28 protein-coding genes and 1 pseudogene are annotated in these 26,650 nt (G+C 69.8%); 14 read left to right on the forward strand and 15 right to left on the reverse strand.

Going from position 1 to position 26,650, the window contains the following annotated elements; genetic code table 11:
- Positions 1-83: 83 nt before the first annotated feature.
- From HCJ94_RS03135 to HCJ94_RS03150, 4 genes are read left to right on the forward strand one after another with little or no spacing between them, the layout of a single operon-like run.
- Positions 84-1,256 carry an ABC transporter ATP-binding protein gene (locus tag HCJ94_RS03135; protein ID WP_167999408.1) on the forward strand — a complete coding sequence of 391 codons (1,173 nt, stop codon included), beginning with the start codon at positions 84-86 and terminating at the stop codon, positions 1,254-1,256.
- Positions 1,253-2,230, forward strand: a complete 978-nt coding sequence (locus tag HCJ94_RS03140; protein ID WP_167999409.1) for an ABC transporter permease — start codon at positions 1,253-1,255, stop codon at positions 2,228-2,230. The genes HCJ94_RS03135 and HCJ94_RS03140 overlap by 4 nt, the downstream gene beginning before the upstream one ends.
- Positions 2,231-2,233: 3 nt before the next feature.
- Complete coding sequence (locus HCJ94_RS03145) at positions 2,234-3,304, forward strand: ABC transporter permease (RefSeq protein ID WP_167999410.1); 1,071 nt, start codon at positions 2,234-2,236, stop codon at positions 3,302-3,304.
- Complete coding sequence (locus HCJ94_RS03150; RefSeq protein ID WP_167999411.1) at positions 3,301-4,302, forward strand: ABC transporter ATP-binding protein; 1,002 nt, start codon at positions 3,301-3,303, stop codon at positions 4,300-4,302. Before HCJ94_RS03145 ends, HCJ94_RS03150 begins: the two co-directional genes overlap by 4 nt.
- A gap of 3 nt (positions 4,303-4,305) precedes the next feature.
- Here the strand turns inward: HCJ94_RS03150 and tnpB are convergent, their stop codons facing one another.
- Positions 4,306-5,688 carry an IS607 family element RNA-guided endonuclease TnpB gene (tnpB, locus tag HCJ94_RS03155; RefSeq protein WP_167999412.1) on the reverse strand — a complete coding sequence of 461 codons (1,383 nt, stop codon included), beginning with the start codon at positions 5,686-5,688 and terminating at the stop codon, positions 4,306-4,308.
- Positions 5,685-6,194 carry a recombinase family protein gene (locus HCJ94_RS03160; protein ID WP_167999464.1) on the reverse strand — a complete coding sequence of 170 codons (510 nt, stop codon included), beginning with the start codon at positions 6,192-6,194 and terminating at the stop codon, positions 5,685-5,687. The genes tnpB and HCJ94_RS03160 overlap by 4 nt, the downstream gene beginning before the upstream one ends.
- A gap of 150 nt (positions 6,195-6,344) precedes the next feature.
- Here HCJ94_RS03160 and HCJ94_RS03165 point away from each other — a divergent pair, with 150 nt between their 5' ends.
- Positions 6,345-7,757, forward strand: a complete 1,413-nt coding sequence (locus tag HCJ94_RS03165) for a GH1 family beta-glucosidase (RefSeq protein ID WP_167999413.1) — start codon at positions 6,345-6,347, stop codon at positions 7,755-7,757.
- A 64-nt stretch (positions 7,758-7,821) separates the two neighbouring features.
- On the opposite strand, the gene HCJ94_RS03170 is transcribed toward HCJ94_RS03165, so the two are convergent.
- Positions 7,822-8,763, reverse strand: coding sequence for a sugar phosphate isomerase/epimerase family protein (locus HCJ94_RS03170; RefSeq protein ID WP_167999414.1), 942 nt, complete (start codon positions 8,761-8,763; stop codon positions 7,822-7,824).
- A gap of 21 nt (positions 8,764-8,784) precedes the next feature.
- Entirely contained in the window at positions 8,785-9,108 is a 324-nt protein-coding gene (locus HCJ94_RS03175) for a hypothetical protein (protein WP_205800531.1), read from the reverse strand.
- 442 nt (positions 9,109-9,550) lie between these two features.
- Between HCJ94_RS03175 and HCJ94_RS03180 the strand changes: the two genes are divergently transcribed.
- A complete protein-coding gene (locus tag HCJ94_RS03180) occupies positions 9,551-10,696 on the forward strand; it encodes an ATP synthase subunit B family protein (protein WP_167999415.1) in 1,146 nt (381 codons plus the stop codon).
- A gap of 234 nt (positions 10,697-10,930) precedes the next feature.
- Here HCJ94_RS03180 and HCJ94_RS03185 read toward each other — a convergent pair whose 3' ends face one another.
- Positions 10,931-12,004, reverse strand: coding sequence for a uroporphyrinogen-III synthase (locus HCJ94_RS03185; protein ID WP_167999416.1), 1,074 nt, complete (start codon positions 12,002-12,004; stop codon positions 10,931-10,933).
- Positions 12,005-12,268: 264 nt separating this feature from the next.
- On the opposite strand from HCJ94_RS03185, the gene HCJ94_RS03190 reads away from it, so the two are divergent.
- The 3 genes from HCJ94_RS03190 (at position 12,269) to HCJ94_RS03200 (ending at position 15,317) form a co-directional block, all read left to right on the forward strand.
- Complete coding sequence (locus HCJ94_RS03190) at positions 12,269-13,513, forward strand: CmpA/NrtA family ABC transporter substrate-binding protein (protein ID WP_240943826.1); 1,245 nt, start codon at positions 12,269-12,271, stop codon at positions 13,511-13,513.
- A 206-nt stretch (positions 13,514-13,719) separates the two neighbouring features.
- Positions 13,720-14,514 (forward strand): ABC transporter permease, encoded by a 795-nt coding sequence (locus HCJ94_RS03195; protein ID WP_167999418.1) that lies wholly within the window; start codon positions 13,720-13,722, stop codon positions 14,512-14,514.
- Positions 14,511-15,317: an ABC transporter ATP-binding protein gene (locus HCJ94_RS03200; protein ID WP_167999419.1), complete on the forward strand. Its 807-nt coding sequence runs from the start codon at positions 14,511-14,513 to the stop codon at positions 15,315-15,317. Before HCJ94_RS03195 ends, HCJ94_RS03200 begins: the two co-directional genes overlap by 4 nt.
- 363 nt (positions 15,318-15,680) lie before the next feature.
- On the opposite strand, the gene HCJ94_RS03205 is transcribed toward HCJ94_RS03200, so the two are convergent.
- The 5 genes from HCJ94_RS03205 to HCJ94_RS03225 all read right to left on the reverse strand — a co-directional run bounded on the left by HCJ94_RS03205 (position 15,681) and on the right by HCJ94_RS03225 (position 19,509).
- Positions 15,681-17,579 carry a DUF2075 domain-containing protein gene (locus HCJ94_RS03205; RefSeq protein ID WP_167999420.1) on the reverse strand — a complete coding sequence of 633 codons (1,899 nt, stop codon included), beginning with the start codon at positions 17,577-17,579 and terminating at the stop codon, positions 15,681-15,683.
- A 108-nt stretch (positions 17,580-17,687) separates the two neighbouring features.
- Positions 17,688-18,056, reverse strand: a complete 369-nt coding sequence (locus HCJ94_RS03210) for a nucleotide pyrophosphohydrolase (protein ID WP_167999421.1) — start codon at positions 18,054-18,056, stop codon at positions 17,688-17,690.
- 48 nt (positions 18,057-18,104) lie between these two features.
- Complete coding sequence (locus HCJ94_RS03215) at positions 18,105-18,284, reverse strand: hypothetical protein (protein ID WP_240943828.1); 180 nt, start codon at positions 18,282-18,284, stop codon at positions 18,105-18,107.
- A 105-nt stretch (positions 18,285-18,389) separates the two neighbouring features.
- Positions 18,390-18,605: a DUF397 domain-containing protein gene (locus HCJ94_RS03220; protein WP_167999422.1), complete on the reverse strand. Its 216-nt coding sequence runs from the start codon at positions 18,603-18,605 to the stop codon at positions 18,390-18,392.
- Positions 18,598-19,509 (reverse strand): helix-turn-helix domain-containing protein, encoded by a 912-nt coding sequence (locus HCJ94_RS03225; protein ID WP_373684183.1) that lies wholly within the window; start codon positions 19,507-19,509, stop codon positions 18,598-18,600. The genes HCJ94_RS03220 and HCJ94_RS03225 overlap by 8 nt, the downstream gene beginning before the upstream one ends.
- On the opposite strand from HCJ94_RS03225, the gene HCJ94_RS03230 reads away from it, so the two are divergent.
- A complete protein-coding gene (locus HCJ94_RS03230; protein WP_167999423.1) occupies positions 19,508-19,795 on the forward strand; it encodes a DivIVA domain-containing protein in 288 nt (95 codons plus the stop codon). The genes HCJ94_RS03225 and HCJ94_RS03230 overlap by 2 nt on opposite strands.
- Entirely contained in the window at positions 19,792-20,037 is a 246-nt protein-coding gene (locus tag HCJ94_RS03235; RefSeq protein WP_167999424.1) for a hypothetical protein, read from the forward strand. Before HCJ94_RS03230 ends, HCJ94_RS03235 begins: the two co-directional genes overlap by 4 nt.
- Positions 20,038-20,087: 50 nt before the next feature.
- On the opposite strand, the gene HCJ94_RS03240 is transcribed toward HCJ94_RS03235, so the two are convergent.
- Complete coding sequence (locus tag HCJ94_RS03240) at positions 20,088-20,720, reverse strand: G5 domain-containing protein (RefSeq protein WP_309227128.1); 633 nt, start codon at positions 20,718-20,720, stop codon at positions 20,088-20,090.
- Positions 20,721-21,061: 341 nt separating this feature from the next.
- Between HCJ94_RS03240 and HCJ94_RS03245 the strand changes: the two genes are divergently transcribed.
- A complete protein-coding gene (locus HCJ94_RS03245) occupies positions 21,062-22,192 on the forward strand; it encodes a DUF4236 domain-containing protein (protein ID WP_167999425.1) in 1,131 nt (376 codons plus the stop codon).
- A 78-nt stretch (positions 22,193-22,270) separates the two neighbouring features.
- Here HCJ94_RS03245 and HCJ94_RS03250 read toward each other — a convergent pair whose 3' ends face one another.
- From HCJ94_RS03250 to HCJ94_RS03260, 3 genes are read right to left on the reverse strand one after another with little or no spacing between them, the layout of a single operon-like run.
- Positions 22,271-22,588, reverse strand: a complete 318-nt coding sequence (locus tag HCJ94_RS03250; protein WP_167999426.1) for a DUF4326 domain-containing protein — start codon at positions 22,586-22,588, stop codon at positions 22,271-22,273.
- 11 nt (positions 22,589-22,599) lie between these two features.
- The gene (locus HCJ94_RS03255; protein WP_167999427.1) at positions 22,600-23,109 is read right to left on the reverse strand and encodes a PaaI family thioesterase; all 510 of its coding nucleotides are present in this window, start codon (positions 23,107-23,109) and stop codon (positions 22,600-22,602) included.
- A gap of 58 nt (positions 23,110-23,167) precedes the next feature.
- Positions 23,168-23,464, reverse strand: coding sequence for a putative quinol monooxygenase (locus tag HCJ94_RS03260; RefSeq protein WP_167999428.1), 297 nt, complete (start codon positions 23,462-23,464; stop codon positions 23,168-23,170).
- A 119-nt stretch (positions 23,465-23,583) separates the two neighbouring features.
- Between HCJ94_RS03260 and HCJ94_RS03265 the strand changes: the two genes are divergently transcribed.
- Both HCJ94_RS03265 and HCJ94_RS03270 read left to right on the forward strand, forming a co-directional pair.
- On the forward strand, positions 23,584-24,543 hold the full coding sequence (locus HCJ94_RS03265) for a GlxA family transcriptional regulator (protein WP_167999429.1): 960 nt from the start codon (positions 23,584-23,586) through the stop codon (positions 24,541-24,543).
- Between the two features lie 213 nt (positions 24,544-24,756).
- Positions 24,757-26,085: a serine/threonine-protein kinase gene (locus HCJ94_RS03270; protein ID WP_444939639.1), complete on the forward strand. Its 1,329-nt coding sequence runs from the start codon at positions 24,757-24,759 to the stop codon at positions 26,083-26,085.
- A gap of 67 nt (positions 26,086-26,152) precedes the next feature.
- Here HCJ94_RS03270 and HCJ94_RS03275 read toward each other — a convergent pair.
- Positions 26,153-26,555, reverse strand: a pseudogene (locus tag HCJ94_RS03275) (NUDIX hydrolase).
- Between the last annotated feature and the right edge of the window lie 95 nt (positions 26,556-26,650).

Genomic DNA, 26,650 nt, shown 5'->3' on the forward strand with positions numbered 1-26,650 from the left:
CGGCCGGGGAGGGGCTTCCCCCCACCCAGACCGGTACCGCGTCACCCCTTTCGTGACACAGACACCCCAGACAGGAACTCGCCATGACGTTGAGCGACAGCGCGGACGCGCCGGTCAACGAGGTGGTGCTGGAGGCCGTCGGCCTGACCAAGCATTTCCCCGTCCGCAAACGGCTGCGTGACCTCCTCACCCGTACGACGGCAGCCGTCCACGCCGTCGACGACGTCTCGTTCGTGCTGCGCCGAGGCCAGGTGACCGCGCTGGTCGGCGAGTCCGGCTCCGGCAAGTCCACGGTGGCCCGGCTGCTGGCCCAGCTCCACCCCCGCACCGCCGGCGACCTCCTCCTGCACGGCCGGTCGACGCGGGTCCGCGGCGGCCGCGCGTTCCGGGCGTACGTGCGACGCGTCCAGCTGATCCTGCAGGACCCGTTCGCGTCGCTGAACCCGGTGCACACCATCCGCTACCACCTCACCCGGTCGCTGCGGATCCACGGCAACGCCGGGCGCAGCGCCGAGGACCTGGACAAGGCCCTCGCCGACCTGCTCACCCGGGTCAGCCTCACGCCGCCCGAGCGTTACCTGGACGCGTTCCCGCACGAACTCTCCGGCGGCCAGCGGCAGCGCGTCGCGATCGCCCGGGCGCTCGGGGCCGACCCGGAGGTGCTCCTGGCCGACGAGCCGGTGTCCATGCTGGACGTCTCGATCCGCCTCGGGGTGCTCAACCTGCTGCGGGACCTCAAGGAGCGGCTCGACCTCGCCATCCTGTACATCACGCACGACATCGCCTCGGCCCGCTACTTCGCCGACGACACGATCGTCATGTACGCCGGCCGCATGGTCGAGGGCGGCGACAGCGAGACGGTCACCAAGAACCCGGCCCACCCGTACACCCGGCTGCTCATCGAGTCGGCGCCGGACCCCGACCGGATCACCGGCGCGGGCGACGCCGCCGACGTCGGTGGTGCCGCCGACGCCGACCGCGGCCACGGCGAGCCGCCGAGCCTGATCAGCCCGCCCTCCGGCTGCCGGTTCCACCCCCGGTGCCCGCACGCCATGCCCCGCTGCACCGTCGAGCTGCCGCCGCGGCACGACATCGGGGACCGGCCCGGGCACTGGGCGGCCTGCTGGCTCTACGACCCGGCCACGGTCACCGCCGAGGGCCCCGGCTCCGCCGCTCCCGACGCCGACCCGTCCGTCCCGCCGCCTCCGGCGTTGATCCGCCAGGACGGCACCGCCAGCGTGGGGGACGCCCGATGAGGTTCCTGCTGCAACGCGTCGCCTTCTACCTCTTCACGGCGTGGGCGGCGATCACCCTCAACTTCTTCATCCCGCGGATGATCCCCGGTGACCCGGTCCAGTCCCTCATCTCCCGCAACCAGGGCCGGATCAGCGCCGACGCCATCGAGTCGCTGCGCGTGCTGTTCGGCCTGGACGAGAACGAGAGCGTCTGGGAGCAGTACGTCGACTACTGGAAGCAGCTCCTGCAGGGCGACCTCGGCCTGTCGTTCACGTTCTTCCCGGCGCCCGTGTCGACGGTGATCGGCGACAGCCTGCCGTGGACGGTCGGCCTGGTCGGCATCACCACGATCGTCAGCTTCCTGCTCGGCACCGCGCTCGGCGTCGGCGCCGGCTGGCGGCGCGGCTCCTGGGTCGACGCTCTGCTGCCGGCCACGACGTTCCTGTCCTCGATCCCGTACTTCTGGCTGGGTCTCGTCGCGATCGCCGTGTTCGCCGGCCCGGGGAGCTTCTTCCCGTCGTCCGGCGGCTACGAGCCGGGCCTCGTGCCGGCGTTCGACCAGTACTTCATCCCGAGCGCGATCCAGCACAGCCTGCTGCCGGCGGCCACCATCCTGGTCTCCTCGATGAGCGGGTGGATCCTCAGCATGCGCAACATGATGGTCACCGTCTCGTCGGAGGACTACATCACGGTCGCCCACGCGAAGGGCCTGTCGGAGCGCCGGGTGGCGCTGAGCTACGCCGCCCGCAACGCCCTGCTGCCCAACGTCTCGGGGTTCGCGCTGTCGCTCGGGTTCATCGTCGGCGGCACCCTGCTGGTGGAGATCGTCTTCTCCTACCCGGGTCTCGGGTACCAGCTCTTCCAGGCGGTCGGCTCCAAGGACTACCCGCTGATGCAGGGGATCTTCCTGATCATCACGATCTCCGTGCTGGTGGCGAACCTCCTCGCCGACGTCGCGTACCTGCTCCTCGACCCGCGGACCCGAAAGAGCTGAGCGATGGCAATCTCACCCTCGAGCATCGAGCAGGTCATCCCCGGCCAGGGGGCGATGGCGCAGCCGTCGGCCACGCCGAGCAGGGCCAAGCGGCGGCCCTTCCGGTTCGTCGCCAACGCCAAGGCCGCCACCGGCCTGGTCATCCTGGCCGTCTACGTCCTCTTCGCGATCATCGGACCGTGGGTGGCGCCGTACGACCCGAGCGCCCGCAGCAGCGACATCCTGCAGGGACCGTCGGCGAAACACTGGTTCGGCACCACGCACCTCGGTCAGGACATCTTCAGCCAGATCCTGGTTGGCACCCGCAGCGTCGTGGTCGTCGGCCTGCTCGCCGGCGTGGTGGCGACGATCCTGTCCATCCTCATCGGCGTGACGGCCGGCTACCTCGCCGGGGTGGCGGACGAGGGCCTGTCGGCCCTGTCCAACGTGTTCCTGGTCATCCCGGCACTGCCGCTGATCATCATCATCACGTCGATCGTCGAGCGGGCCAGCGACACGCTGGTCGCGCTCATCATCGGCCTCACGTCCTGGGCGTGGGGCGCCCGCGTGCTCCGCGCGCAGACACTGTCGCTGCGCCGCCGTGACTACGTCGAGGCGGCCCGCGCCAGCGGCGAGCGGACCTGGCGGATCATCCTGTTCGAGATCCTGCCCAACCTCACCGCGATCATCGCGTCCGGCTTCGTCGGCACCGTCATTTTCGCGGTCATGTCGGAGATCACGCTCGCCTTCATCGGCATCTCGTCGATCACGTCGTGGAACTGGGGCACCATCCTGTTCTGGGCGCAGGGTCAGCAGGCCCTGGCCCAGGGCGCCTGGTGGTGGTTCGTGCCGGCCGGCCTGGCCATCGCGCTGCTGGGCACCGCCCTCGCGCTGATCAACTTCGGCATCGACGAGTTCGTCAGCCCCCGCCTGCGCAGCGGCGGCAGCACCCGGATCCGGACCGCGTCCGGGCACACCGTACGGATGCGGGTCGGCTTCACGCCCGTCCTCAACCCGCCGGCGGTGGCCCCGCCGCCGGTGCCGGTCGACGCGGTCGTCCTGAGCAGCACCGATCGGAAGGGTGGGAGTCGATGACGCAGACGGTCCTGGAGATCACCGGCCTCAACGTCGACTACGGGGTCGGCGACCAGGCCGTGCGGGCGGTCCGGGACGTCGACCTCACCCTGCGCCGGGGCGAGGTGCTGGGGCTGGCCGGCGAGAGCGGCAGCGGCAAGTCCACCCTGGCGTACGGGATCACCCGGCTGCTGCCGCCACCCGGCGTCATCCGCAGCGGATCCGTCCGCTACCACCCCGTGGACGGCGACCCGGTCGACGTCATGGCGCTCACGCCCGCCGAGCTGCGCCGCTTCCGCTGGGCGGAGACCTCCATCGTGTTCCAGGGGGCGATGAACTCGCTCAACCCGGTCCACCGGATCTCGACGCAGCTGCTCGACGTCATCAAGGCGCACGAGCCGGACATGAGCGCTCCGGCCCGGCTGGCCCGCGCCCGGGAACTGCTCAAGCTGGTCGGTATCTCGGCCGACCGGATGGACAGCTACCCCCACCAGCTCTCCGGCGGCATGCGCCAGCGCGTCATGATCGGCATGGCGCTCGCGCTGGAGCCCCAGATCGTCATCATGGACGAGCCGACGACGGCGCTCGACGTCGTCATGCAGCGGCAGATCCTCGGCCAGCTCGCCGAACTGCGCGAGCGGCTCGGCTTCGCGGTGCTGTTCATCACCCACGACCTGTCGCTGCTGGTCGAGTTCTCAGACCGGATCGCCATCATGTACGGCGGACGGATCGTCGAGGAGGCCCCGGCGGCGCAGCTGTACCGGGCCGCCCTCCACCCGTACACCGAGGGGTTGCTGCACTCCTTCCCCGCGCTGCGCGGGCCGCGGCGCGCGCTCACCGGCATCCCCGGCTCGCCGCCGGACCTGCGCGCCATGCCGCCGGGTTGCGCCTTCCACCCGCGGTGCCCCCGGGCGTTCACCCCCTGCGACAACGAGCTCCCCGTCCTCGGCGCCCCCGCCGACGACCACCCGGGACGCTCCGTCGCCTGCTGGCTGCACCGTTCACTGGAATCTAGGTGATCCTCAGTGATTCGCCCGTTGCCGGACGAAGGTCCCCGTCTTGTCCGGCTGGTGCCGGTGCGGGGTGGACGTCTCATCGCCACCTGCCACCGCGAGGGTGGTCTTCTGGTCGGCTCCACGTCCGTTCGCGCCTTGCGGCGTCGGGTCTCCGGCCACTCCGGTACCCGTGGTGCTGGTGACGAGTTGGGCGAGGTTGTTGGCGGCGTTGAGATCGCGGTCCAGGCTCAGGCCGCAGTGTTCGCAGGTGAAGGTCCGGACTTGCAGCGGCAGCTTGGGTTTCACCGCGCCGCAGCCCGAACAGGTCTTACTCGATGGGTAGTAGCGGTCGGCCGTGACGAGCCGGCCGCCGTTCCAGGTGGTCTTGTAGGCGATCAGGCGGCGGATCTCACCGAAGCCGCAGTCGCTGATGGCCTTGGCCAGCTTGCGGTTGCCGAGCATGCCGGCCACGTTGAGGTCTTCGATCACGACGGTGCCGTAGGTGCCCGTCAGGCGGGTGGTGAGCTTGTGCAGCCCGTCGCGGCGCAGGTTAGCGACCCGGCGGTGCGCGCGGGCCAGGCCGGCGCGGGCACGGTCCCACCGCCTCGACGGTCGCGCACCGGTTCGCCGGTCCGGTCCCTGGCAGCGCGAGGTACGTCGGGCCAGCCGCCGAAGCCGCCGCGACGCGGCGGCGAGGTGGCGCGGGTTGTCGACCAGCTCTCCCGTGGAAAGCACCGCGAGATGGGTAACACCCACATCGACACCGACGACCGCGTGCGGCCGGGCTGGGGCGCGTTCGGCGCGTTTGACCTCGCAGGTAAACGACACGAACCAGCGGCCGGCCTCACGCCGCACGGTCGCGGACACGATCCGGGCAGTGCCGGCCTCCAGGCGCCGAGCGAGCTTGCGGGCCGACTCATGCAGTTTGACCGTGCCCAGCCGGGGCAGGGTTACACGCTTGCGGTCGGCCTCCACCCGGATAGGTCCGGTGGTGAACCGCACGCTCGGGGTGGCGCGCCGGCGCGCTCGGAACCGGGGAAACCCGACCCGCCGGCCGGCGCGCTTGCCGTTGCGGGAGTCGCTGAAGTTCTTCAACGCGCGGGCCACACCGTCCAGCCCGGTGTTGAACGCCTCCTTCGAGCACTCCGCCCACCACGGCGCGACCTGGCCCTTGGCGGTGTTCCAGGCCCGGCGCAACGCGGGCAGGTTCCATCCCAGAGCCGGGGTCAGCTCGTCATCAGCGACCCCATAGGAGCGTTCGACCTCGCGCTGGGCAAGATTGGCCTTCACTGCCGCCAACGCCCAGTTGAACGCGAACCGGGCCGCCCCCGCGTGCCGCTCCAAGTCACGCACCTGGCCGGGCGTGGGGTCCAGGGCGAATCGATACGCCTGCATCACCCTGGCGCTCATGCCGGCTCCGCGCTCGTGACCACTGCCACCGCCTTCGCAGCCCGCCGCGATGCCGACCGGCGCTCATACAGTCGCGCGCACAACGAGGTCAGCACCTCGGTGACGTCGCGGACCAGATCGTCGCTGGTTTCGGCCTCGTCCAACACCACGATCCGCCGCCCACACGCGGCCATCGACGCGGCCAGGTGCTCAAACCCGAAGCGGGTCAGCCGGTCACGACGGTCCACGACCAGCACGCTAACCGCAGGGTCTGACAACACGCGGGTGAGGTTGCGGTGGTGCCCGTTCATCCCTGACCCGATCTCGGCGACGACCTGGCTCACGGTCAGGCCGCGCGCCACCGTCTGTGCAGAGGTGGCGGGCTCAGGCAAGGTCACCAGCCACCGGCCCGTGGGTGTCTGCCTCACCGGCACCGGCGTCTTGCCGGTCTTCGGCCAATCCCACGCGGTCTGGTCGTGCACCCCGTTATGCCGGCCGCGCCCACTCCGCCGACCGCATCCAAGCAAGGTACAGGCTGAAGAATATTGAGGATGACCGATGTTATTTGCAACAGTTCGCAGCCCCAGCGCCGAGGCGGTCACCCGGTGAACCGCCCCGGCCCGGCGGACGCCCGCACCCCCGATTCCGACTCATCGTCCGCGACCGCGAGGAGAACCATGGACAGCAACCCCACCAGCCCGGCGACGTCGACCGAGGCCGACCCGATCGACACGCTGTCACCGGCGTTCCGGTGGGGCGTGGCGACCTCGTCGTACCAGATCGAGGGCGCGGTCGCCGAGGACGGTCGCACGGCGTCCATCTGGGACACCTTCTGCCGGGTGCCCGGCGCGGTGGCGAACGGTGACAACGGCGACGTGGCCTGCGACCACTACCACCGGATGCCGCAGGACGTGGCGCTCATCGCGGACCTGGGCCTGGACACGTACCGCTTCTCGGTGGCGTGGCCCCGGGTGCAGCCCGGTGGGCGGGGGCCGGCCAACGCGGCCGGGCTCGCCTTCTACGACCGGCTGGTCGACGAGCTGCTCGGCCGTGGGGTCGACCCGTGGGTCACCCTCTACCACTGGGACCTGCCGCAGGAGCTGGAGGACGCCGGCGGCTGGCCGGCCCGGGACACCGCGTACCGGTTCGCCGACTACGCGGAGCTGGTCTTCGACGCGCTCGGCGACCGCGTACAGACGTGGACCACGCTGAACGAGCCGTGGTGCTCGGCCATGCTCGGGTACGCGTACGGGCTGCACGCCCCCGGCCGGCGCGACCTCGGCGACGCGATCGCCGCGGCCCACCACCTGCTGCTCGGCCACGGGCTGGCGGCCGGGCGGCTGCGTGCGGCGGCCAGCCGGCCGCTGGAGCTGGGCATCACCGTCAACCTGGCCACCGCCGACCCGGCCACCGACAGCCCGGCCGACCGGGACGCCGCCCGCGCCGCCGACGGGCTCGGCAACCGGCTGTACCTCGACCCGCTGATCCACGGTCGGTACCCGGAGGACGTGGTGGCCGACCTGGCCCGCGAGGGGGTCCGCATCCCGGTCGAGGAGGGCGACCTGGAGATCATCTCCAGCCCGATCGACGTGCTCGGCGTCAACTTCTACTTCGGCCAGCTCTTCTCCGGCGTGGACGAGCAGGGGCGCGAGCGGGACGACGACGGCCGGCCGGTGCAGCGGGTGGTCCGCCGGGACCTGCCCCGCACCGCGATGGACTGGGAGATCGTCCCGGACTCCTTCACCGACCTGCTGGTCCGGCTCAGCCGCGACTACCCGGGCGTGCCGATGGTGATCACCGAGAACGGCGCCGCGTTCGACGACCAGCCGGACGCCGTCGGCTTCGTGGCCGACGACGACCGGGTGGACTACCTGGCCGAGCACCTGCGGGCCGTGGCGCGGGCCCGCCTGGCCGGGGCCGATGTGCGGGGCTACTTCGCCTGGTCCCTGCTCGACAACTTCGAGTGGGCGTACGGCTACGACAAGCGGTTCGGCATCGTCCGGGTCGACTACGACACCCAGCGGCGCACGCCGAAGCGCAGTGCGCTCTGGTACCGCGACACCGTCCGCCGGGTCCGCGGCAACGGCTGACCGGTCATGAAGCGGCCGTCCGGGTGCTCCCCGGACGGCCGCTTCGCCGTCTTGGCGCTGCCGGTCAGTACCGCAGCTTGCGCAGGTAGCGGTAGCCGACCTCGGCGGTCTGCTGCGGCGTCACGTCGGGGGTGTCGTTCTCGACGATGTACTCGAGCACCGAGTGCTTCCGGAAGATCCGCCCGAAGTCGATCATTCCGGTGCCCAGGTCGGCCATGTCGCCGGTGGACTCGTGCCGGTCCTTCACGTGGTACTGCAGGACGCGCTGCGGCGCGGACCGGATGACGTCCAGCGTGAAGCCTTCCGGGTCGGCCACACCGTCGCCGGACTCGATGCCGCCGGTGACGGCCCAGTAGATGTCGATCTCCAGGTGGACGAGCCTCGGGTCGAGTTCCTCCGTCAGCACGTCCCAGGGGCGCCGGCCGTTCCCGAAGTCGATCGTGAACTCGTGCGCGTGGTTGTGGTAGCCGTAGCGCAGACCGGCCGCACGCGCCGCGGCGGCCTCGACGTTCATCTGCTCCGCCCAGCGCTTCCAGTCGTCCTCGCTGTTGGAGTTCAGGTACGGGACCACCATGAACCGCTGGCCCAGGGTGAGCGCGTTCTGGATCTTCTTGTCCAGGGCGGCGGCGTCGGCGCTGATCCCGTCGTGGCTGGAGCTGGCCTTGATGCCGATGCCGTCCAGGAACTGGCGCAGCTGGGCGGCCGTACGCCCGAAGTAGCCGAGCGCCAGCTCCACGCGCGGGTATCCGATCCGGGCGAGGTGGGTGAGAGTGGCGTCGTACCCCGGCGAACCCCAGAGCGCGTCACGCACCGTCCACAGCTGGATGCTGATCAGGCCCGGGGGCACCTGGTGCCAGCCGGTGGTGCGGGTGGTCGCCTCCGCGGCCGTCCCGCCGATCCCGGACGCGAGCCCGACACCGGCGAGCACCGCCAGCGAACCGCCGAGCAGGCTCCGCCGGTCAAGCGACCGCTGCAGGGCGGCCATGCCGTTGTATCCGTAACACATGGTGACTCTCCTTCCGAGGTCTTACTCGGTGGTGGGGACCAGGACGACCTGGTCCCTGCCGGTGAGGGTGGGCAGCCCGTCCCCACCGGCGTCGGTGTAGGACGCGACGAACACGCCGGTCAGGTTGTCGTGCTCCGGGTCGTGGCCGGACGGCAATGTCGTCTGGATCGAGCCGGTGCAGCCGTTGGCGGTGGTCTGCGGGTGCCCGTGGTCGTCGTGGCCGAGGACGTACGTCACGCTGACCCGCGCGCAGTCGACCGGCAGGTCGTCGGTCACCCGTACCTCGAACTCCACGACGTCGCCGAAGGCGAAGGCCTGGCCCTCGACCGCGAGCCGTCTCTTCATCTGCCTCTCCTTGTTCTGGGGACTGGCCGGGGCAGGTCCGCGGGTGCGGCTCGTTCCTCCTTTGTGGATTGATCTCGGATCTCGGGCATGACTCAGTAGCCCGTTGCGCGGTGTGCCGCATCCGCGACGGGCGAAGGATCTGGGAGATGGGCGAGGGTTGGGGGAGGGGGCGGGCGTCGAGTGAGGTGTTGGCGTGGTTAACCAGGACGAGACACCATCACGCGGCCGACGCTACAAAAGACATATTCATATGTCCATACCTTTCATCGAGCTCAGCGCAACTTTCCTTCGAGAAAGACGAAAGTCGGTGCACGTTTTACCGCAAGGGTCCGACCGTTAGGGCTTCGCCGCTGGCCGGAGGCCCTGTCTGCCGTCGGCTCGGGCACAAGGGCAAACGACAGCACCTCCCGATATCGCGCCCGTTCCGGCATCATCGAGGGCCATGGCCCTCCGGATATCGCAGAACGTGTTCGGTGAGACGCTCACGGTGTACTGGTTCGGTGCACGCATCGAGGTGAGCGGCTTGTGGTCCGTCGACAGCCAGCATGTCTCGCTGAGCGCGACGGAATCGCAGACAGCCGCTTGGGCCGCTGCGGCGGTCGCGTGCGTGGACGAGGTCTCGGCAGCGAGCGCCGAGTTCAGCCCCGAGATGCGCCGCTTCTACCGGCGCCGCCAGTGGCGGTGGAGGCGGACGAGGTACGAGAAGGCCAAAGCCGCTTACCTGTCCCGCATCCGTGCCGCGGCTGCCGCCTATTCGCCGATCCGGAAGGCGATCGAGGAACGGCTGGCGCAGGCCGAGGCGGTTCGGCGGGAAAAGGCTCGGCGGGCGTACGAGGAGCAGGAGCGCAGGCTGGCCGAGGCGCGCGCCCGGTTCGCCGCGTGGCAGGAGCGGCAAGCGGTGGCCGACCGCCCGCTGCTGGGCGGTCTGACACCACGCGAGTTGGCCGATCGCGGCGAGGATCCGCCGGCGTGGCCACGTGAGGTTCGGGATGCGGTGGGTGACGTCGAGTCGTGGTGGGCCGAGGTCGTCGCGTGGGCTCGCAACGAACGAGCCCTGACCACCTCCGTCCGGAAGGTCGTCTCGGCGATCACCGCTACCGCTGCCGCCTTGGAGGCGGCGGGCCGACCGGGCGTCACCGCCGTCAAGGACAAGCCGTGGGAGGTCCGCCGCGGCTGGTGGATCGACTTCGACTGGACAGACCTGCCCAGCTCAGAGCCGCTGTGTACACCACCCGACGCGCCGGTCGGTCACTTGTTGGCGGGCGACTGGGACTACGACCGGTACCGACCGCGGCGGATACTCCTGACCCCATCGGTCCTCGACAAGTATGAGCTGGCGACCGTGACCAGCGAGAGCATCGCCAACGGCCTGGCCACGCGCTACCGGTGGTGGACCAGGGACATCGAGGCGTTCGCCGAAGGCATCTTCCCCATCCGTCTTACCTACCGGCAGCGTTACCACTACAGCGGTGACCTCCGCCTCCGCCTCCCGCGTCACGCCGACCCGGCCGTCTACATCCCGTACGTTCAGGCCGTGGCCGAACGCGCGGCAGCCACCTTCACCGCCCTCGCGCCAGGTCAGGAGTAGTGGTAACGGTTTCCGGGTGAGTGACACGCTCGACGGGCAGGGCGACGGTGTCGAGCGGGCGCCGATGGCGATAGGGCGCTGCCGAGTTCCATGGCTGTGGCGTTCGCCTCGATGATGTCGGTGTTGGCGGAGGCGCGTCGTCGTCGCGGGCGGCGGCGAGCACGCAGACGAAGTACAGGCTGTCGTAGACCGACAGCAGGTTGCGGGGTGGGCGTCGTCAGCCGTGGTGCGCGCTCAGTCCACGACGAGGCGGTAGCCCCGGCCGATCTCGGTGGCCACGAGCCAGCCGTAATCTCCAAGCTCCGCCCGCAGTCGCCACACGGCCTGGTCGACGCCGAAGTGTCCGGCACGGTGGGACATGGGTACGAGCCGTTCGATCGTGCTGCGGGACAGCGTGTGACCCGGGTGGTCGGCGAGGGAGCGCATGACCGTCGCCGGCCGCGACCCGAGCCGGATGGTCGTACCGTTGACCAGCACGGCGCTGCCCTGCACGGTGAAGCGATGACCGCGGGCCCGGAACTGCCGGCGGCGCGCCACCAGGACCTCCACGAGGTGCCCGGCGAGTTCCTCTGGGCTGCCGTCGGCCGCCCAGGAGACCGGTATGTCGCGCGAGCGGAAGAACGAGGCCGACTCCGCGTGGGCGGTCGCGACCGCGACGTCCGTCGCCAGCGCACGCAGCAGCAGGCTCCCGCGACCGGCCCGGGTCGTGAAGTCGACCAGCGCGCTCGCTCCGGCGGCGGTGGCGAACGTGACCGCGTGCACCTCGCGCTGGATGACCATCTGCGCGAGCCGGTTCAGCGGCGCCAGGCCGACCGGTCGAGCGGAGCGACGGGTCGGCACGACCATCACCTCGATGCCGTGCGTACGGAGGCTGTCGATCGATCGCGTCGGCAGCGCGTCGTCGGCCGTCACCGCGACCCGGCGGCTCACCGGGTCGCGGCCGAGCAGCCAGGTCACCGCCTCGCCGAGGTCGCCGGTCGACGCCACCCAGTCGTGGGTGAAGCCGGTCTCCACCAACAAGGCGCTGACCGACTCGTTCATCGACAGGATGCTCGCGGAGCGGAGCCGGGACCGGAGTGGCTCGGCCAGGCCCCATGCTGCCGCCGCGGACAGCCACCTCGCCCATCCCGCCGCGGTGGTGGCGACGACCTGATCGACCGGAGCCTGGATGAGCCGTCGGGTGGCGATGCGCAATCTCGCGTCCCGGTAGCCGGGCACGGTCCGCAACAACGGTAGGTCGACGACCACCGCCCCGTGCTGACGTAGCAGCGCCGCGACATGGTGCAGGCCGCTGTCGGTAACGACCACTGTATATCCTGTCAGCGTCGAGTCAGCTCGGGTCGACGTCATGCGGGGAGTCTCGGGGCGCTGCGTTTCTGGTACGTTGCCCGGCCGTACAGGAATCGGTGAGCCGGGTCTCGCATCGAGGCTCTTCGTGGCATGATGTCTCCGACACACCCGCGCGTCGGATTCATTAACCACGGCGCAACAATTGCCTTGTGCACCTCACCTCACGCCGAGTTGACGGCTCAGCAACGGGCATGATTTATGGCGGCCCTACGGTCTCGGGCCATGACCACCTCCCTGAACCGCCGCGGTTTTCTCCGCCTCACCGGAACTGCTGCCGCCGTCACGGCTGCCGGTGGCGTCCTGACCGCGTGCGCTGTCGATGAGAATCCCAGCCAGGCCGTTGGCGCTGGCGGTAACAACCTACGCAAGGTCAAACTCGGCTTCATCGCGCTCACCGACTGCGCGCCATTGATCGCGGCCAAGCAACTCGGCTACTTCGCCGAGCGTGGCCTGGACGTGGAACTGATCAAGCAGGCGTCATGGCCGGCGACCCGGGACAACCTGCTCAGCGGCGAGATCGACGGTGGGCACGTCCTGTTCAGCCTGCCGTTGTCGGTCGCGATGGGCATCGGCGGTAAGGCCGGCACGACCGACCTCAAGATCGCCATGGTGTTGAACAACAACGGCCAGGCCATCACGCTGAAGAAGGCGTACGCCGGCGCCGGTTACGGAGACCTCGCCGCGGCGAAGGCGCTCCTCGAGAAGGAGAAGCCCAAGCTGGCCATGACCTTCCCGGGCGGCACCCACGACACGTGGCTGCGCTACTGGCTCAAGGCGACCAAGGCCGACATCTCCAACATCCAGGTCTCGGCTGTTCCGCCACCGCAGATGGTGTCCAACATGGCCGCCAACAACCAGGACGGGTACTGCGTGGGCGAGCCGTGGGGCGCGGTGGCGGTCCAGAAGGACATCGGGTTCACCCACATCACCACGCAGGACATCTGGCAGCACCACCCGGAGAAGGCGCTGGTGGTGGGTGCCAAGCTCACCAATGACCAGGACACGCTGGCCGACATCATGAAGGCCACGCTCAAGGCCGCCAAGTGGCTGGACGACCTCACCAACCGGGACAAGCTTGCCGACATGCTGGCGCCGGTGGGCTACGTCAACGCGCCGGCGGCGAACATCAAGGGCCGGCTGCTCGGCCAGTACGACCTCGGCGCCGGCCTCGGCAGCAAGACCTACACCGGCGATCAGATGATGTTCTTCCGGGACGGCGAAACGTCGTTGCCGCGGCGCTCCTACGTGTACTGGTTCCTTGCCCAGTACCAGCGCTTCGGCCTTGTCAAGGAAACTCCGGACTACGCCAAGCTCGCCGACGAACTCATCCTGCACGACCTCTATGCGAAGGTCGCCGCCGCCGAGGGCATCAAGATCCCGGACGACGACATGGCACCCATCCACATCAAACTCGACGACATCATGTTCGACCCGACGAACGTCGCGGACGAGGCCAGGCGGCCATGACCGCGCGCGACGCAACACCGAGCGCCGTCGCGCCGGCCGCGGATCATTCGAGTGGTCCCACGCTGACGTCAGCCGCCCCGGCCGACGGGGCAGGCGGGGGAATCGGTGCCCCGACGACGTCCGCCGCCGGAAGCGGATCGCGGTCGGCGGCCTCGACCGCAGACATCGAGGTCGCTGGGCACCGTAGCCCGGCAACATCCTCCCGGTTGACTGCGTTGGGCAGTCGACTGGCCAGCTTCGTGGTGGCCGCCCTCTGGGCCGTGGTCGGCCTCGCGGTGTTCGTGGCGCTGTGGCAGTTCGCGACCCGCGGCTCAACCGCGGTGCCGGGTCCGCTCGACAGCGCCCGGACCCTCGGCGACCTGCTCAGCCGGCCGTTCTTCAACACCACCAACGACAAGGGCATCGGCCTGCACCTGTACATATCGCTGCGGCGGGTGTTTTTGGGATTCGGCCTGGCCGCGCTGGTCGGCATCACGCTCGGGCTGATCATGGGCGCGGTCCGACCCGTCTGGTCCGCGCTCAACCCGCTCGTGCAGGTGCTCCGTCCGGTGTCGCCACTGGCCTGGTTCCCGATCTGGCTCTACATCATCGAGGAACCGGCACAGTCGGCGGTCATCGTCATCTTCATCACCGCGCTGTGGCCCACTCTGATCAACACCGCGGCGGGTGCCGGCGCCATCCCGCGCGACCAGCGCAACGTGGCACTGGTCTTCAAGTTCCGACCGCTGGCGTACCTGTGGCACGTGCTGATTCCCAACGCACTGCCCTCCATCATCACCGGCCTGCGGCTGTCCATGGGCATCGGCTGGATGGTCATCGTCGCGGTCGAGATGCTCCAGGGCAACTCCGGCATCGGTTACTTCGTCTGGAACTCGTACAACGCCCTGGAACTCGACAAGGTGGTCGCGGTCATCGTGCTCATCGGCGTGGTCGGGCTCGTCCTCGACGCGATCCTGCTCATGCTCTCCCGGTGGGTCACTCCTGAGGAGGTACACGGATGACCATCGCCATCAACGGCGTCCGCAAGTCGTTCCGGCGCCGGGGGCACGCGCCGCAGGAGGTGCTGCGCGGCGTCGACCTGACCATCGACAGCGGCGAGTTCGTCTCCTTCATCGGGCATTCCGGCTGCGGAAAGTCGACCCTGCTCAACATCGTCGGCGGGCTGGTCAAGGCGGACAGCGGCACGGTGCGGGTCGACGGGCAGCCGGTCGCCGGGCCGGGGCCCGACCGCGCGATGGTGTTCCAGAACTACTCGCTGCTGCCGTGGCTGAGCCTGCGGCAGAACGTGCGGGTTGCGGTGCAGGAGTCCCGCCCGGACTGGAAGCGGGCCCGGGTCGACGAGATGGTCGAGCGGTACCTGACCGCGGTATCGCTGTGGGAGCACCGCAACAAGCGGCCGGGGCAGGTCTCCGGCGGCATGGCCCAGCGGGCGGCGGTGGCCCGGGCGTTCGCGGTTGCGCCCCGAACACTGTTGCTCGACGAGCCGTTCGGCGCCCTGGACGCGCTGACCCGCTCCCGGTTGCAGCAGCAACTCGTCGACCTGTGGGACAGCGAGTCCGAGACCGAGACCGTGCTGATGGTGACGCACGGTCTGGACGAGGCGATCCTGCTCGCCGACCGGATCGTGGTGATGGCCAACCTGCCCTACCCGTCGGTGCGCACCACCATCGACGTACCGATTCCCCGGCCACGCAACCGTACGACGATCGTGCACCACCCCGCCTACGACGGCATCCAGAAGCAACTCGTGGATCTCCTCATCGCGGACAACGACGTGGAGCTCGCCGAGGCTGCGGCGGCCTGAGCGCAACCGACGACACCTCCCGCCGGATCTTGGAGGCTTGCGGGAACAACTCCGTGAGAACCCAGGGTCCGGTGAGGTGTGGCCGGGTTGTGTACCGCCGACGTGAGCGGCGGCCGCACCGGCGCTGCGGGGACGATCGGGTACGGCGGGTTGGGTTGCTGGTACGTCAGCGGGAATCACCCCACGGATGGCCAGCGGCGTGCAGGTGGGTGACGAGCGTGTCGACCGGGATGCCCAGCACGGAGGCCAGCAACGTCAACGACTCGGGGTGGCCCTTGGCGGTGAGGCCGTCGAAGATGTCCAGCAGGCCCCGCAGGCGGGCGTTCCAGCAGTTGTCCGCCGTCCGTCAGCCCCTCCGGCTGCTCAGGCCACCCGGTGCTCGTACACCGTCTCGACTGGATGACTCACCTTGACCAGCGAGGCGAGGTACTCACACGTCTCCGGATCGGTGGAGTACAGGATCGTACCGCGCATACCGCGGGTCAGCAGCACCTTGTACGTGTTGCGGATGAGCCGGTCCGCCTCCTCGTCGCTGACCGACTTACGGCTGCGGAACGCCGGGTCCTTCGACTCGCCGCGTCGGGTGACCAGGCGTCCGTCACGCGCCACCAGGTCCGGACCGATGATGACGCCCGACCACTCGTACTCGAAGCCCTGCGCCGTGTAGACGCAGCCGACCTGACCGAAGCCGTTCGGGTCGGTGGCCCAGAACGCGCTGCCGGGGGCATCGCCCACGCTGCGGTCGCTCTTGACGTTCCACGGCCGCGACCAGCCGCCGATTCGCACATCAGGCACGAGCGAACCGTCCGGGCGCGGGTCGCTCCAGGGCCAGCAGTAGCCGGCCGACATCCGTGCCGTCACACCCGTTCCCTGCTTGCCTTCCAGGAACGTCTCCAGTTCCTCCGGCGAGTCGGCGAGGCGCACGTCCACCCGCCCATCGCCGACCCAGACCGACGGCTCGCCGCCGTCGAGGCCGAGCAGGTCGAGAACCCACTGCTCGTACGCTTCGCTGCCGCCACACCGGAACTGGTCGTGCAGGGATACGACCTCGACCTCCAGGCCGAGCTGCTCGGCGTGCCGGGAGATGACGTCCACGCTGCCGAGCTCACCCGGCTTGACCACCTGATGCTCATCGAGCAGGAACACCGGTACCCGTGCGGCGGCGATCAGCTCGTCAATCTGGCGCCGCGCCCTGTCGCGTGTGGTCTTCGGCGTGAAGCGGTTGACCGAGGTCTCCCGGATGCGGTGCGCCTCGTCGCAGATGAGCACGTCGAAACCGTTGCGTTCAGCGGACATGAAGCTGTTGAAATATCCGAACAGGTTCTTCAGCCGGGTGGAGCCGTTGCCGGCGTAACGCCGCAGGGTCTGGGTGAACGAGCGGGAGCCGGTGGCATGCATGACCGCTCGGTTCTGTCGTGCCAGCTCGCCGAGCACCGATAAGGCGATCACGCTCTTGCCGCTGCCTGGTCCGCCCGCCACCACGACCACCGACTTGCGGTCCGCCGACCGGGCGCGCTCCACAGCGTGCAACACCAGTTCGTACGCCAGACGCTGCTCGCCCAGCAAGGTGAAGTGCGACCGCTCCTTCAGCTCCTGCGCGGCGTACGCCAGCAGGTGCTTGCTCGGTCGGACGGCGCTGGTGAGGAAACGGTCTGCGGCGGCTGCGCCCGGCACCGGTGCCAGATGGGTGCGGAGGTAGTCGAGGAACTGTCCGCGCCGCTGCTTCGTGAAGATTCGACTCTGCTCGGTGGGGCGGCGGGCGAACAGGTCGTTGACGTCCCGGTCGACGGCGTTGTGCAGGTAGGCGGCGCCCCGCACCGGATTACGCCGGTTGGCGAGGATGCCGAGGAAGTCGGTGAGGTACTCGCAGTAGTCACCGACCTGGACGCCCGGGTGCAGTCGCGGGCCGCCCCTGGCGTGTTCCACCAGCACGAGTCGGTCCGACCCCTCGTACGCCTCGGCGTAGGACCACTGCTTGAGTTCGACGACGACGTAGGAGTCCTCATTCGTTCTCGGGTCAACACCGGCGAGCACCACGTCCACACGTTTGCTGGTCAGCGGGAGCTGGTACTCGATCAGCACCTCGACCTGTCCGAGGCCCGCGTCCGCGAGATCCTCCCCGAGCACGGCAAGGCTTCGGGACCACGACCGGCGTTCGGCCGGACTCACCTTGTGGCCCACCTGCTCCGCGATCCGATCGGCGAGGACACCGGCGGTGGCCAGGCGCAGCAGACCAGCGGCGGAGGTACGGAACGTTGACAACAGATGCCCCCGGGCAGCACGACGTGATCGTGCGCATGGGGGGCGTGTCCGGCCGCGGCCGAAAGCCCGTCGTAACGCGCTCTAATTCCCAGGACTGTAGCGAAGAGATCAACTCCCCGCCACGCCCCGATTGTCGGTTGCCCTACGCTTTTCGGCCGATCCCCTTGCCTCGGCGACGGGATAGCGGCCGGCTGCCTCCGCAAGCTTCATGAGAGCGACCTCCACCAGGTCGACACCGAGAACGTCGGCGAGCCGAGTCAGGTAGATCATCACGTCGCCGATCTCCGCCTTGACGCGGGCGCCCGCTTCAGGGTCGGACATCACCTCGGCGGACTGCTCGGGCGTCAGCCACTGGAACTCGGCCAGCAACTCACCGACTTCCCCGGCGAGGGCCATGGTGAGGTTCTTCGGCGTGTGGAACTGCTGCCAGTCACGTTCCTCAGCGAAAGCACGTATCTCAGCCGTGAGGCGTTCCACGTGAGGTGTTCCTTTCCGGGCCAGGCCACAACCATGGCGGAACCGTGGTTAGGTCGTAGGTTCGCCAATTGTCGGAGCCAAGGTCACGAGCGGATCAAGTTGTCTGAGCTTGACCACGGCGAAGGCCGTCGCCGACGCCGCCAGCAGCGCCGCGACACCGGTGGCGGCGGCGACGGACCAGACGAAGACGCCGGCCGCGATTCCGGCCGCCGTCGCCATCCCGCGCATACGGCCCGAACCGGCAGCCTGTCGCACGTCAATGGCGAAGTCGGGGCCGGGGGACAGCCGCCCCCAGCGCCATCACGCCGGCGAACGCGGCGATCGGCGTGCCAGTCACGGCTGGGCGTGGCCGGCGCGCAGGCCGCTCCTGACGGCGGTCGTGAAGGCGGACCAGACCCCCGGCGCAAAGGTCAATGCCGGACCGTTCGCGTCCTTGGAGTCTCGTACCGCGACGATGCCGGGGAGGTTGTCGGCGACCTCGACGCAGTCGCCGCCGTTACCGCCGCTGCGGGTGCTCTTGCGCCAGACGGCGCCGGTCAGGTCAGTCATGCCGCATCTCCCCGATGATTTGCTTGATCATGTCCTTCGATTCTGCCTCACCGAGCGCCCGTGCATCCAAGCCCTTCCACACCGCTCCGTACGCCTGTAGCTCGTCTGGCTTGTCGAGGTAGAGCGCGCCGGTGAGGGACTCGCTGTAGACCACGGAGGGCTCGGGAGCTGCTCGGCCGCCTTTGGTAGGAGGGAAGTCGAGGATGACGAAGGAGCCGGCGACAGCGCCAGGGTGAGGGCCTGTCGTGAGCGGCAGCACCCTGAGGGACACATTCGGTAGGTCTGACAGCCGGATGAGGTGGTCGAGCTGGGCCATCATGACTCGGACGTCGCCGACGGCGCGGCGGAGAACCGCCTCGGAGAGCACCTGTGTCACCTTCGGAGCGGCCGGGAGTCGCCGCGTCAGCAGTGACTGCCGCTGCAGCCGCACCTTGACCGCTCGCTCGCGGTCCTCTTCGCTGGCCTGAGGCCGGTCGAGGCGGTAGATCGCTTGCGCGTACTGACGGGTCTGGAACAGTCCGGGGATCAGCGATTCGTCGTAGCGGCGGAGGTACGCGGCGGCGGACTCCAGGCCGACGTACAGCTCGAACCAGCTCGGCACCGCGTCCCCGTACGCGTGCCACCAGCCCTTCGACTTCGTCTCCGCGGCCAGGCCGCGCATCGCCTCGGTCATCTCCGGCGACACGCCGTACAGCTCGCACATGGCCTTGACGTCAAGCACCCGGACCGGACCCATGCCGCACTCGATGCGCCAGATCTTCTGGCGGCTGTACTCCAGCGCCTCGGCGGCGGCGTCGAGCGTCACCCCCGCCTCGTTGCGGAACCGTCGCAGCAGGGTGGGTCCGCCCGTGCGGGGAGGGCGGGTGGACCCACCCCATCCACGACCAGGAAGGCAGGTAGAGATGAGCGTCCGCAACCAGAGGCCGTTCCCGGAGGGCGGTGGGACGACGTACCGGTCCCGCGCGTACCCCAGTCTGCTGCCGTGGCAGGTGCGTGAGCGCCGCTTCCCGCCCGCCCGGCTCGGACGCCGCGGCCTCAACCCCGACGAGGTGTACGCCTTCCTCGACCGGGTCGCCATCGACATGGCTGCCGTCTACGACGCGCTGGCGCAGAGCCGGCGGGAGACTCTGCGGATCAAGGTCGCGCTGCGCCGGTGGCAGTCCGAGCAGGCCGAGGGCGGCCGCCGGTGAGCGGGCGGTACGGCATCCACCTGCCCGTCATCGCCGCCGACCTGCCGGCCGCGCAGCGCCTCGCCCGGGTCGTCGGCCGCTGGATCACCGTGCTGCCGATGATGGACCCGGGGGAGATGACAGTGTCCGAGGAGGAGTTCCTCCGGCACCGGGTCTTCTGCGACCTGCGGATGCCCGGTGGCCGGCGTTGCGTGCTCCGCGACGGCCACGACGGCGAGTGCTCCCGTCGCCTGCGCCGCTGATGCGGCCGCCCGACCGGAGCGGGCGGCCGCCAACAGCTGCCCGAAGCGGGTCAGTCGCAGCCGATGCCGTCTCCGTCACGGTCAAGGTCGTAAATGTCGCTACCAACCACCCGCACCGGCCCGACCACGTAGGCGGGGCCGTTGCCGCTGCCGCCGGCGCAGTCGACGTCGCTGGCGATGGGTACGCAGGCACCGCTGTAGTTCGGGTCGCACTGCCGCGTCTCCTTGGTGCCGACCCGGACGACCTGGGTGACCGGCGCCTTCGTGATCTCCGACTTGATCAGCTTCTTCGCAGTCTGGACGCCGTCGGTGAGGGTGATTTGGTAGGTGAGCGTCTTGACTCCTGGGACACCGCGGGTGGTGACCTTTTTCGTGCCTTTGGCCAGGGATGAGTCGTAGATGGTCTTCGTTTGGAAAGCGATCTTCTGCGTCTCGGTCTCGGTCCGCGTCTGCACGTTCGGCGTCGGGGCCGCAGTCGGCGTCGCCAGCTGAGTGGGTGTGGCCTGTGGGGTCGGTGCAAGCTCGGCTGGCTCCTCGGAAGAGTTGTCTTCAGCCTTCGCGGTCGGAACTGACTCGGCGGCGGGGTTCTTCTGGCCCTGCGAATCGGATGGTGGCGAGACGATCGCCGAGATGGCCGCGCCTCCGCAGCACAGGAGTACGAGCGTGACGGCACTGATCAGCACGATCTTCAAAGTGCTCGTACGCTTTTGTGGCTGCGGTGCCCAGCCACCCGCCGCTACCGGCGTCTGAGCGGTCGGATACGGCGGGGTTCGCCCGTCGCCGCCGGGCGGTGGTGCATAGGGCGGCGGTGGGGGCGGGGGCGGAGGCGGGTTCTGCTCGTCCCACGGGTCCTGCGGAGGCGGATAAGTCACCCCATGAGTGTGCTGAACAGGGCCGATGGACAGCACCGCCGGTCAGCTACCTTCCGCATCAATCTTTCGACGACGGCAACTATCCGTTCGTTCGGCCGATGTACCGCGCCAGGCTGAGAAGCGGCAGAGGTTCCGAAGCTTACGGTCGGAAGATGGGGTTCTCCATCAAACTGGCGCCTGGCGTACGCATCCGCGCGTCGTCGCGCGGTATCCGCACCAGCATCGGTCCGCGGGCAGCCCGAGTCCACTTCGGCGGTGGCCGCACCGGAATCTCCAGCGGGGTCGGACCGGTGGGTTTCTACACCTCCCTCGGGGGCGGTCGGCGCGGCAGCTCCAGTGGCCGCCTTCCGTCGGCAGCGGCGTACCAGCGGCAGGTTGCCGCGCAGCAGCGCCAGGCGGCGCAGGCACAGCGTGCCGAGGAGGCGCGACACCTGGCGCAGACTTTCCTGCGCATCCTTGAGCTGCACCGGGTGGACTTCCCCGCCGCCACCCGACCGATCGCGCCCCAGCCAGCGGCCCCCGATCGCGCCAGCATCTACCGGCACTACGAGCAGCACGCCCTCGCCGGCATCGGCATCTTCGAGCGCGCCAGACGGGCACAGGCGAAACAGCAGGCCGCCCAGTGGGCGGAGGACGAGATACGGCGGCAGTGGACCACCCGGTGCGAGCAGCAGGCAGCCTGGCAGCAGTACCTCGACCAGCGCTGGCAGCAACTGTGCGCCAACGATCCCGAGGTGGTCCTGGAGACCCTGGAGGAGGCGTTCGAAGACAACGAGGCCGCGAGTGCGGCAGTCGGCGTTGCCGGCGGCGAGGTTTCCCTCGCGGTACTCGTGCCCGCCATCGACGATGTCGTACCCGAACGCATGCCCACCACGACCCAGGCCGGCAACCTGTCGTTGCGCAAACTTCCCCAGCGTGGCCGTGCTGACTACTACAAGCAGTTCGTGTGCGGTCAGGTCCTCGTCACGATCCGGGAAGCCTTCGCCGTGGCACCCGGTCTCCGCTCCGCCCGAGTGGCGGTAATGCGACACGACGGCGTGGACAGCTACGGCCGACCTCGCGTGTCCTGTCTGCTCGCCGCCAAGCTCGACCGCGACGCTCTGGCCGGTGTGCGGTGGGATTCGGCCGACGCAGCAGCCATCGTTAACGACGCCAGCAATGAGCTGCTGCTCAACCCGCGGGCTCGTACCGGCGAACTTCAACCGCTCAACCTTGCGGCCGAACCCGCACTCGCCGAACTTGTCGGCGCTGTTGATTTCGCCGAACTCACCGGGAACCGGTAGGAAACCAAGCCGACTCGGATTGATCGGGGTTACGGACTTCCTCCATCTCCACACCGCGCCCCGAGCGGACCGCGTCGATTAGGCAGCAGTCGGCGGTGAGTCGGCGAGTTCCGCGATCACCTCGGCGTGACAGCGCTCGGGCACGCACCAACAGCCCAGGCGGCGTCCGCGCAGGTCGGGGAGGAGGGCGAGGAGGTCGGGGCGACTGAGCAGGTACGTCCGGTACTTCTCGACGACTTCGTCCCGAGTGCCGTCGGGGCCGGGGCGGTACGGGCTGGCCAGCGGGGAGGCCGGCAATCGCCAGCCACCACGATTCATGGCACGACCGACGTAGACCACATCGGCGTACGCCGGGTCGTCGCGGTGGCCCTTCAGGTTTACGACGGTGGTTGCCATGGCTCGGCTCCTCAGCTTCCCGCCGGCAGCGTCAGTACCGCGCAGGTCGCCGTGCCGTGCGCGTACAGTCTGCCGTCCGCCGCGTCCACGACGCGGCCCTGCGCCGTCGCGGTGGAGCGACCGACGTGCACGGCCGTGGCCTCGCAGCGAAGGGTCGCGGTGTCGGGAAGCACCGGCCGCACCAGGTGTACGCCGAGTTGCACGGTGGTGTAGGTACGGCCGGGGGCCAGCACGGTCAACACCGCGCTGCCCAGCGCCGAGTCGAGCAGGGTGGCCAGGAAGCCTCCGTGGACCGTGCCCATCGGGTTGAGCAGGTGCTCGCCGGGTTCGCCCTCGAAGACGGCCCGCCCCTCGGCGACCTCGGTGAGCTGGAACCCGAGCGTTCCGCTGATGGGCGCGGCGGGGAGGTCCCCCGACAGGATGAGGCGAAGCGCCTCGATGCCGGAGCGGCCCGCGACCTCCGCGTGGGTGACCGGCGGCAGCCAGGTGTGGACCCGTGAGCGCGCCAAGGGGGTTGCCATGTGTCTCTCCTTGCCTGTGCTGCCGCCGGCCGCGGCGGATCAGGGAAGCGGACTGGGATCAGGGAAGCTTGGCCGCCAGGACGTCCACTGGGCGGATGTCCGGCGGCGAGGTGAGCATGGTGCCGGCCGCCTCGGTCAGCGCGGCCGCGATCCGGCCCTGCAGGTGGCGGGTGCGGCCCTGCTCGTCGGCGAACGTGTCGAAGACCCCGAAGGTGGTGGCGTCGAGCCGGAACGCGAACCAGGTGACCGTGTGGTCCTCCTCTCGCGCGAGTTGCAGCGCGTCGCGCAGCAGGGTCTCGACCTCGTCGGCGTACTCGGGCTTGGCCTCGATCCGGGCGAGCAGTCCGATCGTCATGGCAGGTCCCTCCGAATGCTTCGTCGTGATGTCCCGGTCAGCGGGGACGCCAGCAAAGCTAGTCAGGCGCGCAGCTCACCCCCAGTGTCGGAAACGACAGCTCTGATACGGTTCCCGCCATGAAGCTGGCGGTCCTGGCGTACGACGGGGTGTTCGACTCTGGCATCTCGGCCCTGCTCGACGTGCTCGACGGGGCGAACGCCATGCGCGGGGAGATCCCGCAGCCCCCGCCGGCCTGGGAGGTCAGCACGGTCGGCTTCCGCCGCCGGGTACGCACCGGAGCCGGGCATGTGATCTCCACGGTGCCGATCGCCGAGGCCCGGGGCGCGGATCTGCTGCTCGTGCCGGCACTCGCCGAGCGTCGGCCCGAGGCGCTCCTCGCGCACGTGTCGGGGCCGGACTCGGCGGCCGTACGCCGACTGGTGGCCGAGGTACGCGGCCGGGACGTTCCGGTCGCCTCGGCCTGTACGGGAACGTTCCTGCTCGCCGAGTCGGGGGTGCTCGACGGGCGGCGGGCCACCACGAGCTGGTGGCTCGCGCCGGTCTTCCGGAAGCGCTATCCGGCGGTTACCCTCGACGAGTCGCGAATGGTCAGCATGTCCGACGGCGTGCTGACCGCCGGAGCCGCCTTCGGGCACGTCGACCTCGCGCTGGCGGTGGTCCGGATGAGCAGCCCGACGCTGGCCGACCTCGTCGCGCGGTACCTCGTGGTCGACGAACGCCCGTCCCAGTCGGCGTACACGATCCCCAGCGCGCTCGCCCAGAGCGATCCGACTGTCGCCGCGTTCGAGCGCTGGGCCCGGATGCACCTGCCGGAGCCGATCAGCATCCCGCACGCCGCCGGCGCCCTGGGTGTCAGCGAACGCACCCTGCAGCGCGTCGTGCGGCGCAACCTCGGCGTCTCCCCGGTGCGCTTCATCCAGGACCTCCGGGTCGAACAGGCGACCCACCTGCTGCGGACCACGGACCTGTCGCTGGACGCGATCGCCCGCAGGGTCGGGTACGAGCACGCCCACACGCTGCGGGTCCTGCTCCGTCAGCGGACCGGCAGCACGGCGGCCGAGCTACGGGTCGGCTGACCACGCCCCCCGGGCACTGGTGCCTTCGTCACGCTGCGCACCACCGCCCTGGACAGCGCCGGCAACGTCGGTTCGCAGACGATCAGCCGGGCCGGCGGTCTGCGCGAGTGTCACTAGGCACAACGATCCGGAGGCGGGCCGCGTCCAGCGGCCCCGCCTACCTGCCCACGCGTAGGAAACCGGCGCCGGGGGTACGGGAGTCGCATGCCGGACGTGGGGGACCTCATCGGAGACCGCTATCGCCTGGCCGATCGGATCGCTGCCGGCGGCATGGGCGAGGTGTGGCGAGCTGTCGACGCGACGCTGAACCGGACCGTCGCCGTCAAGATGTTGCATACGCGGTTCATCGAGGAGGCCAGCGCCGGTGAGCGTTTCCGGCGAGAGGCGCGGGCCATGGCCGCGTTGCGGCATCCGAATGTCGCGGAGGTCTACGACTACGGCGAAGCGCCCCTGCCCGGCACGTCCGGGCTCGCCTACATCGTGATGGCGTACGTGCAGGGCCAGCCGTTGTCGGAGCGCATCGCTGAGCTCGGTCGGCTGGGCACCGCCGAGACGCTGTCGATCGTGGCGCAGACCGCCCGTGCCCTGCAGGCTGCCCACGACGTCGGCGTGGTCCATCGGGACGTGAAGCCGGGCAACCTGATCATCGAGCCGGATGGACACGTCGTTCTCGTCGACTTCGGAATCGCCCACTCGCCGGAAGCGACGAGTCTGACGGCGGCGAACCAGGTTGTGGGCACCGCCCTGTATATGGCGCCGGAGCAACTGTCCCGGAATGCGATCACTCCAGCCGCCGACATCTATGCCCTGGGCGCGGTGGCCTATCACTGCCTCGCCGGCCATCCGCCGTTCCCGGGCGAGAACCCGGTCGCCGTGGCCCTGCGCCGCCTCGACGAGGAGCCGCCCCCGCTGCCGGACCATGTCCCGGCTGCCGTGCGCGACCTTGTCGCCACGGCGATGGCCAAGGACCCGGATCATCGTTTCCCGACCGCCGCAGCCATGGCCGACACCGCAGAGGCAGCCTCCGGCTCGCCCGCTTCGCCGACGGCCCCCGCGCTCGCCGCGGTGGCTCCCGCCGCGCCGGAACCCGCCGGTGCCGCGACCCGGTCACCGGAAGCGGCTCGCCGGCCCGGCCAAGGAGCCGGAGCGCGGCGTGGGATCACCGTCGCGGCGCTCGCCCTTCTGGCCACCGCAGCGGCTGCCGCGGTGCTCGCTGATCGAACCGGATGGTCACCTGGTCCGTCCGACGTGCCATCGCCCTCCGCGGTCACGCCTAAGCCGGACTCGGGCGGGGGTGACCCTGGGAACGCTCCGAGCGGGGTGCGGAGCGCACGGCCGGATCCCGACCTCACCACCACGCCCGCTGTCCGCGGCTCCGAACCTGCCTCGGGACCGTCGAGCGCCGGACCCGGTGCCACGCCGTCGGCCACGGTCCGCACCTCCGCGGCGCCCACCGCGACGACGGTCGAACCGACGCCGGAGCCGACCGGTGACACGGATACCGGCTCGCCGACCGCGTCACCGCCGGCGCCTACTCCCTGAACGGGCTGTCATGGGCGCGTTCGTCGGTGGCCGCATCCGCTGATGCGCGAACCGCGTGGCCCGGCGTTCAGCTGAGCCGGGCCGACTCGTGGAGATGGTCGAAGATGAGCTGGTCGACCGGGGAGACGCGGTCGCGGTCGCGGTAGGTGAGCCAGGCGATCTCCTCGATCTCGCTGTCCGGCCGCAGGGCGCCTCGGTAGTTGGCCGTGTAACAGGTCATCCGCACGATCGTGCCGTCCGGGTGCCCGTGCGCCTGAGCCTGGAAGGTCCCGAGGCGTTCGGCGCTGTCGACGACGATGCCGACACTCAATTCCTCGCGGATCTCGCGGGTGAGGGTGTCGAGGTCGCTCTCGCCCGGTTCGCGCTTCCCCGCCGGGGAGGTAGTAGACGCCCTTGCCGCGGGAGCGGGAACTGAGGATCGTCCCTTTCTCCAACCGGATCCAGGCGACCTTGTCGATGATCGTCGTCATGCCGCACATCCTGCCCGAGGCGTACGACGACCGAGAACGGCGTACGGCCGGGGCCCCGTCCACCGGTCCGGTGACCGCTAGGCTGGCCATTCCTG

The sequence above is a fragment of the Micromonospora thermarum genome, from assembly GCF_012034245.1.
Classification (GTDB): domain Bacteria; phylum Actinomycetota; class Actinomycetes; order Mycobacteriales; family Micromonosporaceae; genus Micromonospora; species Micromonospora thermarum.